Origin of the sequence: Streptomyces sp. G-G2 (genome assembly GCF_030063135.1) — a bacterium.
Classification (GTDB): Bacteria; Actinomycetota; Actinomycetes; order Streptomycetales; family Streptomycetaceae; genus Streptomyces.
On the sequence record NZ_JASISO010000009.1, the window covers coordinates 68726 to 79379 of the forward strand.

The window sequence follows — 10654 nt, forward strand, 5'->3', positions numbered from 1 at the left end:
AGGTGGGTGGGGTGGTGCGGGGGGACCCGCGGTTCAGAAGGGGACGCCCGCGCGCAGCACGGCATTGGCGTACGGAGTGCTCTCACCCGTCCGTACGACGACCCGCGCGCGGGCGGTGAGCGCCTTGAGCGCCTCGTGCGGGACCCGGTCCACCGGGAGCCCCGCCAGCCGCGCGCCGAAGACGGCGAGCAGATCCGCATCGGTGGCCTCCGCGGCCACGGTGGCGTGTTCCGCGACCAGTTCGGCCAGGACCGCGCCCAGCACCGGTCCGAACGGTGGATCCCCGCGGCGCCACACCAGGTCGACGACCTCCACCCCGGGCGGCACCGGCAGCCCGGGATCGGCCACCACCAGCAGGTCCCCGTGCCCGAGTGCGGCGATCAGGTGCAGCAGCCGCGGATGCCAGAGCCCGTCAGCGCGCATGCCCGGCCTCCAGCGGGGTGTGCGGTACGCCGCCCAGTACGCCGTCCACTTCGGCCCGGGTCGGCAGCGCGTCCTGCGCCCCCCGCCGGGTCGTGGCCAGTGCCCCGGCCGCGCAGGACCGGCGTACCGCCGCGGCCAGCGGCTCCCCTGCGCCCAGCGACAGTGCGAGCTGGGCGCAGAAGGCGTCGCCCGCGCCCACCGCGTCCACCGCGTCGGCGGGGAAGGCGGGTACGGCGACCGGGCCTCCGGGCCCGGCGGCGACGGCGCCCGCCGCGCCCAGGGTGATGACGACCGTGCCGGGGCCGAGCGCCCGCATCCGCTCGGCGTGCGCGGCCCAGCCGGCGGCGTCGGTGCTCGCGGCCCCCGACGCGGCAGGCGGGGGCAGCAGCCCCGCCGCCTCCGTCTCGTTGACCACCAGCACGTCGACGTGGGCCAGGAGTTCGCGCGGCAGCGGCCGGACCGGCAGCGGAGCCGCGTTCAGCACGGTCAGCGCCCCCGCGCCGCGCGCCGCCCGGGCCGCCGCGAGCACCGTGTCCACCGGCACCTCCAGCTGGAGCAGGACCGTGTCGGCGGGCCCGATGGGGCCGTCCGCCGTGAGCCCTTCCAGGGCGGTGACGTCCAAGTGCCGGTTGGCGCCGGGGGAGAGGGTGATGGTGTTCTCCCCGTCGCCCTGCACCACGATCAGGGCGAGCCCGCTGGAGACACCCGGCAGCCGGGACACGCCCCGGTCGCAGACGCCCTCCGCGACGAGCCGGGCGCGCAGCTCCGCGCCGAGGGTGTCGTCGCCGAGCAGCCCCACCATCCGTACGTCGGCGCCCAGCCGGGCGGCGGCGACCGCCTGGTTGGCCCCCTTCCCGCCCGCGCCGCGCACCACGTCGGCGCCCGACACGGTCTCGCCCGGCCGCGGCAGCCTGGGGACGGTGACCGACAGGTCCATGTTGAGACTGCCGATCACGACCAGTCGCTCACCCGGTCGCCCGTCTCCCCGCTCACTGCGTCGCCCACCCGGTCGCTCACTCATGCGCGGTGAACTCCCGCGAGCCGTCCGATGCGTTCACGTCGTTCCTCTCCTCCGGTTCCTCGAAGACCTCGCCGCCCGCCGGGTCGGGGCAGCCGCAGGACCCCCGGGCCAGCAGCGTCACCGGCAGCACGTCCCGGGTCGGCGGCAGGTCGGGTTCCCTCATCCGGCCCAGCAGACGCTGTACGGCCGTGCGCGCCAGCTCCTCGAAGGGCTGACGCATCGTGGACAGCGCCGGGCAGGTGTACGCGCCCGCCGCGATCCCGTCGAACGAGACCAGGGCCAGGTCCTCCGGGACCCGGATGCCCAGTTCGGTGGCGGCCCGCAGCACCCCGAACGCCTGCTCGTCCGAGGTGACGAACAGCGCGTCCACGGACCGGTCGCGGGAGAGCAGCGCCCGCCCGGAGCGGTAGCCGTCGAGCCGCCCGAACTGGCCGTGCAGCAGCGGCGCGGCGTCCGGACAGGCCTCCCAGCCGGTGGATCCGCCCGAGCCCGTACCGGCCTTGAGTCCGGCCCGTTCCAGGGCGGTCCGCCAGCCCACCACCCGGTCCACCGTGGGGTGGATGCCCAGCGGGCCCGCGATGCAGCCGACCCGGCGGTGGCCGTGCGCGAGCAGGTGCTCGGTGGCCAGCCGCGCGCCGAGGGTGTTGTCGACGACCACGTGCGAGGCCGCGACCCCGGTGAGCTCCCGGTCGAAGACGATGCTGGGCACCCCCGAGCGGGCCAGCTCGGCCCGCCACGGCCGGTCCCCCTGGGAGGGGATCAGCACCAGCCCGTCCACCTGCCGGTCGACGAAGGTACGGATGTACCCCGCCTCCCGGCCCGGGTCGTCGACGGTGTTCCCGACGAGCAGGGTGTATCCGGCGGCCCAGGCGTGGTCCTCCAGGGCGCGGGCCAGTTCCGCGAAGAACGGGTTGGCCGCGTCCGGAACGACGAGCCCGAGGGTCATCGTGTGGCTCATCCGCAGCGACCGGGCCACCGCGTTGGGCCGGTACTGGAGTTCCTTGACGGCGGCCAGCACCCGCTCGCGGGTGGCGGGCGCCACCGACCGGGGCCCGTTGTTGAGCACGTAGCTGACGACCGAGGGCGACGTGCCCGCGAGACGTGCCACGTCCTGCCGTGTTGCCATGCCGTAGACCCCCGGTAGCGGTGCGGTAAGCAGCCTGATCGAAATGCCAATTCGAGTTGGCAACTCGTGTTGCACGCGGAGTATGGGAAGCAACCCCGGCAACCGCAAGACCCCGGACCGGATCCGTTGACACGTTTCAGGGACGACGCAGCAAGGAGGTGTAGAGCCGCCAGAAGCGCTCCGCGTCGACCTCCGTCACCACCGTGGCCCGGCGGGTGCCCGCCGGATTGCGGGGCGCGGAGAACTCGTCCAGGCCGTAGCCCAGCGCCCGCCCGTAGTCCGGCCCGAACGCCGCGTCGACGTCGACGTACCGCTCCCGCGGCCGCACCGCGATCCGCGGATCCAGGAACACGGCGGCGGTCAGCGCGTCCCAGACGAAGGTGGAGTGCCCCGGGTCCTGGGCGAAGAGCGGCCCGTGCAGGTCCCGGAAGATCTTCTTCACCGGGGTGTCCGCCCCGGCCACGACGGCCTCGTACCGCGCCTTGGTGTACCTCACCCCGACCGCCGCGTCGTCGGGGAGGACGGTCTGCCTCGCGAACGGCGTACGGACCGCGATCCGCGCGGACTCGGGGTCGAACCACCAGTTGAACTCGGCGGCGGGCGTGATGTTCCCGGGCTTATCGAAGGCCCCGCCCATGTAGATGACCTCTTTGAACAGGGGCACGATCTCGGGGTGGCTGCGCACGGCCAGCGCGAGGTTCGTGGCGGGACCGCACGCGAAGAAGGTGATCTCGTGCGGACGCCGCTTCACCTGCTCGACGATGAAGTCCACGGCGGCGCTCCGGCTCGGCCGGGTGCGCGGGTAACCCCCGTACGGAGGGCGCGCGAGCCGGTCGTAGGCGGGCGGCCGGGCGGAGTCGAAGGCTCCGGCCCAGGGCGTCTTCCCGTACAGGATGTTCTCGGCGGCCAGCCGTTCCTGACGACCCGGCATCAGCGGCTCGCCCGCCCCCGCCACCACCGGTACGTCGGCGCGCCCGATCAGCTCCAACTGGCGCAGGGCGTAGGCCGTTCCCTCCTCGACCCAGGTGTTCCCGCTGACCACGGTCACCCCGAGCAGCTCCACGTCGGGGGCCTTGGCCAGCATGAACATGGTGACGGCGTCGTCGTTCAGCTCGCCCATGTCGGCGTCGAGTATCACCGGTCCGCGTCCGGCGGGCGCGGTGGCGGGGGCGGCGGAGCCGTCGGGTGCGGTGGACGCCGACGCGGCCGACGCGGACGCGGTCACCAGCGGCAGGGCCGGGATCGCGGCGAGGGCGGACGAGAGCAGGGTTCTGCGCTGCATGGAAGCTCCGGATGCGGGAGGGGCACGCGTGCGGCAGCACGGGCGGCGTGAGTATCCGAGGCAACCCGGTCAACGGCAAGGGCCGCGCGCGGTGCTGGGCGGCGGGCGCGGGCGCGGTGGGAGCGCGAGGCGCGGGCGCGGTGACGGTGGGCAGGTCCGGGCGTGGTGGCGGCCGGCGGGTCCGTGCGCGATGGCGCCGGGTAGGGCCGTGCGCCCCCCGGCGCACGGCCGTGCCCGCCCCCGAACGGGCACGGCCGCACGGCGTCCCTGGGAGCAGGGTCCGCCGCGAGCGAAACGCTCGCGGTGTCCGTGGGGCGAGGTGCCGGTGGAACGATATCCGCGCACCCGCATCGCCCTCGCCCATCCAGGGGATGAAATCCGCCTACCCCCAGGGGTGTAGACCCTGTACAACGATGAGTGGTCATGAGGGGGTTGACGTGCGGAGAGCTTCACCAGGGAGGTCCGTGGCGGTGATGGCGGCGCATCCGGCGGCGGTCCGGATCCGCTCGGTGCTCCCGCTCGTCGGGGAGGTCGTGTATGCCGTGGGCTCGCTGTGGATCTCCACCGCGATGCTCCGCAACTGGCCGGATCCGAACGGCTACTGGCGCGCGTCCGATCCGCTCGCCTACGGGCTGCTGTGCGCGGTCTACCTGCCGCTGATGCTGCGCCGCGTGTTCCCGGTGGCCGTGCTCGTCTCCACGGCGCTCCTCACGGCCTGCTACTTCACCCTCGGCTACTACCACGTGCCCGCCGTCTGCGGGCTGCTGCTCGCCCTCTACACGGTCGCCGCGCGGCGGGACCGGCGGGTTTCGGCCAGGTGCGCGGCCGTCGTCCTCGTGGTCCTGCTGTGGGGCACCCGGCTCGCCGAACCCGGCATCGGCCCGCTCAGCGTCGGCTTCGTCACGGTCTCCACCATCGTCTGCTGGGTGGCGGGCGACGGCTCCCGGCGGCTGCGCGCGCTCACCCTGCGGCTGCGCCGGGAGCAGGAGGAGAAGGCCCGCCGGGCGGTCATGGAGGAACGCATCCAGATCGCCCGGGAGCTGCACGACGTCATCGCGCACCACGTCTCGGTGATCTCCGTCCAGACGGGAGTGGCCGGGTACGTGGTCGCCACCGATCCGGCGACGGCCCGCTCGGCCCTGGACGTCATCGGCTCCAGCGCGCGCGAGGCACTGGCCGAAATGCGCCGGATGCTGGTGGTGCTGCGCCAGCCGGACCCCGGCCCCGGGCCCGGTGGCGCCACCTCCGGCATGCCGGGACTGGGACGGCTGGGCGAGCTGGTCGAGCGGGTCGGCGCCGCGGGGGTGCCCGTCGACGTGACGGTCACCGGGACCGCGTACGCCCTGCCGCCGGGGGTCGACCTGTGCGCGTACCGGGTGGTCCAGGAAGCCCTGACGAACGTCATGAAGCACGCGCCAGCCGCTCCGACCACCGTCCGCGTGCACTACGCGCCGGACTCCGTCTCCGTCCTGATCAGGGACGAGGGGGCCCGGCAGCGGGTTTCGGCCACCGGCCGGGGCTCGGCCGGCCAGGGGTTGATCGGCATGCGCGAGCGGGCGACCATTTACCACGGCACGGTGGTCACGCGCTCCGTCCCCGAAGGCGGCTTCGAGGTCAGTCTGACCGTCCCGGTGCCCCGGCCGGGCCTCGCGCCCTGACCCGGGCCGTCCCCCTCACCGGAAAGCTGGAGAAACCCGGATGCCGTCTGTGCTCGTCGTCGACGATCAGTTCCTGATCAGGTCGGGGCTGACCGCGCTGCTGCGTGCCGCGCCCGGCTTCGACCCGGTCGGCGAGGCCGCGAACGGCGACGAGGCCGTACGCCTCGCGGCCGGGACCCGCCCCGACGTGATCCTCATGGACATCCGGATGCCGGGCACCGACGGGATCACCGCCACCGAACGCGTCCTGGCCGCGGCGGCGGCCGACCCGCTCGGCGCCCCCGCCCCCCGGGTGCTGGTCCTGACCACCTTCGACACCGACGAGTACGTCTACCGGGCGCTACGCGCCGGTGCGAGCGGCTTCCTGCTCAAGGACACCCCGCCGGACCGGCTGCTCGCCGCCATCGAGACCGTGCACGCGGGCGAGATGCTCTTCAGTCCCGGCCCCCTCAAGGGCCTGGTCGAGGCCTGGACTCCGGCCGTCCGGACCACCAGCACCGTCCTGGAGGTCCTCACCCCGCGCGAACGCGAGGTGTTCGCGCTGGTCGGAGCCGGGCTGTCCAACTCCGAGATCGCGCAGCGGCTGGTCCTGAGCGCCGCCACCGTCAAGACGCACGTGCACCGCTGCATGGGCAAGCTCGCCCTGTCCAGCCGCGCCCAGGCGGTCGTCCTCGCCCACGAGCACGGCGTCGTCGCGCGTACGGTCTGACCCGCGCCCCGCGCTGCGCCCGGACCCGGGCCGGGGGATCACGAGCAGCGCGAGCCCGAGCAGCGCCGTCGCCACCGCCGCGTCCAGCCAGTAGTGGTTGGCGGTGCCGACTATCACCACCAGGGTCAGCAGCGGGTGCAGCAGGCACAGGAACCGCCACCGCCCCCGGGTGGCCGCGATCATCCCGATCGCCAGCATCAGCGCCCACCCGAAGTGCAGCGAGGGCATCGCCGCGAACTGGTTGGCCATGGTGTCCGACGCGGGCGCCGACGCGTACACCGTCGGCCCGTAGACCTGGCCGGTGTCGATCAGGTGCGCGGTGTCCAGCAGCCGCGGCGGCGCCAGCGGAAAGCCGAGGTGCACGAGGAGCCCGACGGCGGTGAGCACCGCGAGCACCCGGCGGGCCCACAGGTAGTGCCGGGGCCTGCGCAGGTAGAGCCAGATCAGGAAGGCCGCGGTGGCCGGGAAGTGCACGGCCGCGTAGTAGGTGTTCGCGATGTGGATCACCGCGTCGCCGTGCAGCAGCAGGTCCTGGACCCGGCCTTCGCCGGGCAGCCGCAGGGCGCGCTCGGCGTCCCAGATCCGGCGTGCGTTGCGGAAGGCGTCCTCGGTGTGCCCGGCGGTCAGCATCCGGCCGCCCTTGTACACGGCGAAGAGGGCCGCGACGAGCAGCAGCTCGGGTATCGCCCGGGGCCGCCCGACGGCCGTGGTGCGCTGGGTCATGCCCCGGTTCTCTTTCCTCTGCGACGGTCTCGGCGACTCCGCGACCATCGATACGACAATGTATCGATACGAGAGTGTACCGATACGCCTGCGTTCCGGTACGCTTCCGTCTCGGAAGCCCGCGAAGCCCCGCCCGTCCCACATCCCGCGAGCACCCGCGAAACGCCCGGATCCGCCGCCGAAGGAGAGCCGCCATGACGACGTCGACACCGCCGCCCGCCACCGCGCGCCGCTCCAAGATCACTCCGGAGCGGGAGCAGGAGTTCTACGACGCGGTCCTCGCCGAGCTGCGCGAGCACGGCTACGAGGCCCTCACCATGGAGGGCGTCTCGGCCCGCGCCAACTGCGGGAAGTCCACCCTCTACCGGCAGTGGAAGACCAAGCCGCAGCTGGTCGCCGCCGCCCTGCGCTCGGCCCGGCGCAGCCGCACCCTCGCCGCCGTGGACACCGGATCCCTGGCCGGGGACCTGCGCGAGGCCGCGCGGATCGCGGCGGGCACCTCGGGCCGTGACACCCGGCTCACCCAGGCCCTCGGGCACGCCGTGATGAACGACGAGGAGCTCCAGGGCGCCCTGCGCGAGGCCCTGGTCGAGCCCGAGCTCGCGGCGTTCGACGTGATGGTCGCGCGGGCCGTCGCCCGGGGCGAGATCGTCGCGGGCCACCCCGCCGTGGAGTTCCTCCCGGCGCAGCTGATGGGCGTGCTGCGGATCCGTCCCGTCCTGGAGGGGCGCTACGCCGACGCCGACTACCTCGTCCGCTTCGTCGACGCCGCGCTGCTCCCCGCACTGGGCCTGGCTCCGGGCCCCTGAAGACCGGCAGGCGGCCGTCTCCGATGACCGGACGGCCACTCCTGCCCGCGCTGCCTCGTGGGGACGGTGGCAGCGCACCCCGCGGGCCGGGCGGCGGTCGCTCCTGCTGGAGCGCCCGCCACCCGGTCCGCGTCCCTACGTCCGCCCGGCGGTCGCGGACCCGGTCGCGGTCCGGGACCGGGTCAGGGCCGGGGTCCCGGTCACGAAGCGCCCATGGACCGGACGTACTCCTCCGGGTTGGCCGCGAAACCGCGCACGGCCGGGTCCAGGGACCACGCGCCCCCGTCGTCGCGGGCGAACACGGCGACCGTGGCCGCCGAGGCGCCCGATACGCCCGCGATCCCGCCCTCGGCGACGAGGTCGACGTACCCCTCGCGGATGCGCAGTGCCACGCCGTCGACGTCGGCGAAGGTCTTGGTGCCCCCGGTGTTCTGGATCACCACGCCCACGACCACCCGGCGCAGGCGCTCCGACATCCGGTCGAGTTCCAGCGTCATCACCTCGTCGAAGCCGAAGCCCTGGCCGGTGCGGCTGTCCCGGTTGAGGGTGACCGTGCCGTCGGGTGCCCGCTGGTCGAAGTGGACGACGTACTCGGGTGTTCCGTGCGGATCACCCTCCGCATACACCGCCGCGATGATGTCGAGATCATTAGCGGGCGTACCGGACGGACTGGGGTCCCATTTGAGGGCCACCTCCACCCGGGTCAGACTCTTGCGTACTCCGCTCACCGAACTCCCCCTCCAGGTCACGTGCGTTGCCCCCGTTAGCCGCCATGCTGCCATGAGGCCCTTCGGCCCAGCCGGATCGTTATCCTCAATTCTTGCTCAGATGTAGTGACGCTGTGCGCATGGGCTTTCTAGCTTCTCCAAGCAAGCCATTCCCTTCGGAGAGAGTCCAGCATGAAGGTTTCCCAGGCCGGTGCGGTCGCCGTAACGATCGCTCTAGCCCTGACCACCTCCGGGTGCGGCGGGAATGATGACGCCAAGCGCACGATCCCGATCGGGATCAAGTTCGACCAGCCCGGCCTCGGATACCGGGCGCCCGACGGCACGTTCTCCGGGTTCGACGTGGATGTCGCCCGCTACGTCGCCAAGGAGCTGGGCTACAAGCCCGACCAGATCGAGTTCAAGCAGGTCTACAGCGCCGACCGGGAACTGCTGATCCAGTTCAACGAGGTCAAGTTCGTCGCGGCGAGCTACTCGATCAACGACAAGCGCAAGACCAAGGTGGACTTCGCCGGGCCGTACTTCCTGGCCCACCAGGACCTGCTGCTCCGTGCGGCCGAGACCGACATCACCAAGGCCGAGGACCTCAACCGCAAGCGCCTGTGCTCGGTGACCGGTTCCACCTCGGCCGAGAACATCAAGGGCACGCTCGCCCCCAAGGCGGACCTGCTGGAGCTCCCCGGCTACTCCGAGTGCCTGATCGCCCTCCAGGACAGCCAGCTCGACGCCCTGACCACGGACAACACCATCCTCGCCGGGTACGCCGCGCAGGAGGCCAACCAGGGCAAGTTCAAGCTCGCCGGGCTGAACCTGAGCAAGGAGAACTACGGCATCGGGATCAAAAAGGGCGACAAGGACCTTCAGAAGAAGATCAACGACGCGCTGCGGAAGATGGAGCAGGACGGCTCCTGGGCGAAGTTCGTCAAGGCCAACTTCGGCGCGGCGAACTACAAGAACGAGCCCGCCCCGCCGATCACCGAAGGCGGCTGACACCTCCGGTCGTTCAGGGCGACGGGACCGGTCCCCGCATGTGCCGACTGATCCACTGGATCAGGCCGCCCCCGTACATGCCGGGGACGTAGCTGTAGGCGCTGTGCCCGCCGCCCTGGTTGACCGAGAGTCTCGTCTTGACCGGGCCGGTCCCGTATTCCGCGATGAACCGCTCGATCGGCGGCCGGGTCCGTACGTCGGTGCCCGTGGTGCCGACCTGGAAGCCCAAGTACACCTCGGGGCCGTCGTGGTCCAGGATCTGCTGGGCGAGCTGCGGCGGACTGTTCTCCGCCTTCTCCTGCGGGTGGCCGTTCCACAGTCGTGAGTCGGGAACGATGTCCGGCCCGTTGGCGATCACCGCCTTGAACTCGTCGGGCTTCTGCAGGACCGCCTTCAGCCCGGCGAAAGCGCCCGTGGAATTGCCCAGGAAGCCCCAGCCGTCGCGCGAGCCGATCGTCCGGAAGGTGGCGCGGACCAGGTCGGGGACGTCCTCGGTGAGCCAGGTGCCCATCTTGGGCTGGCCGGGGATGTCGCTGCCGTCCCAGTACAGGCCGCCCGCGTCGGTCTGCGGGTTCAGGACGGGCATGGCCAGGATGAAGGGCAGGCTGCTGCCCTCCTTGGACCACTTGGAGACGCTGGACTCCAGCTTGAGGTTCTTGTCCATCCAGTAGTTGTCGGGGTACCCAGGCCCGCCCGGCAGGGCGATCAGCACGGGGAAGCCGCTGCGCGCGTACCGGGGCTCCTTGTACTGCGGCGGGACCCAGAGCCAGACCTTGCCCGTGAACCCTGACTTCTTCCCGGCCAGGGTGGTCACCATGACCTTGGATCCGTCCTCGGGGATGGTGGCGGCGATCCGCAGCTCGGGCCGGGGCCCCATGGGCATCCGGGTCAGCGGATCGGCCGGGGCGTGCGCCGGGGTGCCCGGCTGGGCCGTGGCCCGTCCCTGGTCCTGGCCCTGTTCTCGGTTCTGGTCCTGGTCCTGGTCGAAGCGGATCACGTCACCGGTGTCCGAGAAGACATCGGCGTCCGAGAGCGCGCATCCGGCCGCGACGCCGGCGATGACGAGCGCCGACGCCCCGGCGGCCCAGGCGCGCCGCGATCTCTTGGGAGGTGCCTGCCCGGACGGTGGCCGGGTCTGCGGCGGCTGTGGCTGCGGCTGCGTGCGGTAGGTCATCGTGTGCCACTCCT

Annotated in this window: 10 protein-coding genes and 1 pseudogene; 4 read left to right on the forward strand and 7 right to left on the reverse strand. The window is 72.6% G+C overall.

The window, feature by feature from the left end; translation table 11 throughout:
- Nucleotides 1-33: 33 nt before the first annotated feature.
- From rbsD to QMF80_RS09925, 4 genes are all read right to left on the reverse strand, one after another.
- A complete protein-coding gene (gene rbsD, locus QMF80_RS09910) occupies nucleotides 34-423 on the reverse strand; it encodes a D-ribose pyranase (RefSeq protein WP_283451689.1) in 390 nt (129 codons plus the stop codon).
- Nucleotides 413-1378, reverse strand: a complete 966-nt coding sequence (locus tag QMF80_RS09915) for a ribokinase (RefSeq protein WP_283451690.1) — start codon at nucleotides 1376-1378, stop codon at nucleotides 413-415. The genes rbsD and QMF80_RS09915 overlap by 11 nt, the downstream gene beginning before the upstream one ends.
- Before the next feature lie 58 nt (nucleotides 1379-1436).
- Nucleotides 1437-2570: a LacI family DNA-binding transcriptional regulator gene (locus QMF80_RS09920; RefSeq protein WP_283451691.1), complete on the reverse strand. Its 1134-nt coding sequence runs from the start codon at nucleotides 2568-2570 to the stop codon at nucleotides 1437-1439.
- A 136-nt stretch (nucleotides 2571-2706) separates the two neighbouring features.
- Entirely contained in the window at nucleotides 2707-3852 is a 1146-nt protein-coding gene (locus QMF80_RS09925; protein WP_283451692.1) for a nucleoside hydrolase, read from the reverse strand.
- 473 nt (nucleotides 3853-4325) lie between these two features.
- On the opposite strand from QMF80_RS09925, the gene QMF80_RS09930 reads away from it, so the two are divergent.
- Together QMF80_RS09930 and QMF80_RS09935 are read left to right on the forward strand one after the other, a co-directional pair.
- Complete coding sequence (locus tag QMF80_RS09930) at nucleotides 4326-5510, forward strand: sensor histidine kinase (protein WP_283451693.1); 1185 nt, start codon at nucleotides 4326-4328, stop codon at nucleotides 5508-5510.
- 40 nt (nucleotides 5511-5550) lie between these two features.
- Complete coding sequence (locus tag QMF80_RS09935; RefSeq protein ID WP_283451695.1) at nucleotides 5551-6219, forward strand: response regulator; 669 nt, start codon at nucleotides 5551-5553, stop codon at nucleotides 6217-6219.
- A gap of 102 nt (nucleotides 6220-6321) precedes the next feature.
- On the opposite strand, the pseudogene QMF80_RS09940 reads toward QMF80_RS09935, so the two are convergent.
- Nucleotides 6322-7086, reverse strand: a pseudogene (locus QMF80_RS09940) (phosphatase PAP2 family protein); the annotation flags it as partial.
- A 50-nt stretch (nucleotides 7087-7136) separates the two neighbouring features.
- Here QMF80_RS09940 and QMF80_RS09945 point away from each other — a divergent pair.
- A complete protein-coding gene (locus QMF80_RS09945) occupies nucleotides 7137-7751 on the forward strand; it encodes a TetR/AcrR family transcriptional regulator (RefSeq protein WP_283451697.1) in 615 nt (204 codons plus the stop codon).
- A 200-nt stretch (nucleotides 7752-7951) separates the two neighbouring features.
- Here QMF80_RS09945 and QMF80_RS09950 read toward each other — a convergent pair whose 3' ends face one another.
- On the reverse strand, nucleotides 7952-8479 hold the full coding sequence (locus QMF80_RS09950; protein ID WP_283451699.1) for a TerD family protein: 528 nt from the start codon (nucleotides 8477-8479) through the stop codon (nucleotides 7952-7954).
- Nucleotides 8480-8650: 171 nt separating this feature from the next.
- On the opposite strand from QMF80_RS09950, the gene QMF80_RS09955 reads away from it, so the two are divergent.
- Nucleotides 8651-9466, forward strand: coding sequence for a glutamate ABC transporter substrate-binding protein (locus tag QMF80_RS09955; protein ID WP_283451701.1), 816 nt, complete (start codon nucleotides 8651-8653; stop codon nucleotides 9464-9466).
- Nucleotides 9467-9479: 13 nt separating this feature from the next.
- Here the strand turns inward: QMF80_RS09955 and QMF80_RS09960 are convergent, their stop codons facing one another.
- On the reverse strand, nucleotides 9480-10640 hold the full coding sequence (locus QMF80_RS09960; protein WP_283451703.1) for an alpha/beta hydrolase: 1161 nt from the start codon (nucleotides 10638-10640) through the stop codon (nucleotides 9480-9482).
- Nucleotides 10641-10654 lie beyond the last annotated feature (14 nt).

Excerpts from the sequence above, each read along its gene's own strand:
- rbsD (WP_283451689.1), bottom strand. The coding sequence starts at position 423 with ATGCGCGCTGACGGGCTCTGGCATCCGCGGCTGCTGCACCTGATCGCC.
- QMF80_RS09920 (WP_283451691.1), bottom strand. The coding sequence starts at position 2,570 with ATGGCAACACGGCAGGACGTGGCACGTCTCGCGGGCACGTCGCCCTCG.
- QMF80_RS09925 (WP_283451692.1), bottom strand. The coding sequence starts at position 3,852 with ATGCAGCGCAGAACCCTGCTCTCGTCCGCCCTCGCCGCGATCCCGGCC.
- QMF80_RS09930 (WP_283451693.1), top strand. The coding sequence starts at position 4,326 with ATGGCGGCGCATCCGGCGGCGGTCCGGATCCGCTCGGTGCTCCCGCTC.
- QMF80_RS09935 (WP_283451695.1), top strand. The coding sequence starts at position 5,551 with ATGCCGTCTGTGCTCGTCGTCGACGATCAGTTCCTGATCAGGTCGGGG.
- QMF80_RS09945 (WP_283451697.1), top strand. The coding sequence starts at position 7,137 with ATGACGACGTCGACACCGCCGCCCGCCACCGCGCGCCGCTCCAAGATC.
- QMF80_RS09955 (WP_283451701.1), top strand. The coding sequence starts at position 8,651 with ATGAAGGTTTCCCAGGCCGGTGCGGTCGCCGTAACGATCGCTCTAGCC.
- QMF80_RS09960 (WP_283451703.1), bottom strand. The coding sequence starts at position 10,640 with ATGACCTACCGCACGCAGCCGCAGCCACAGCCGCCGCAGACCCGGCCA.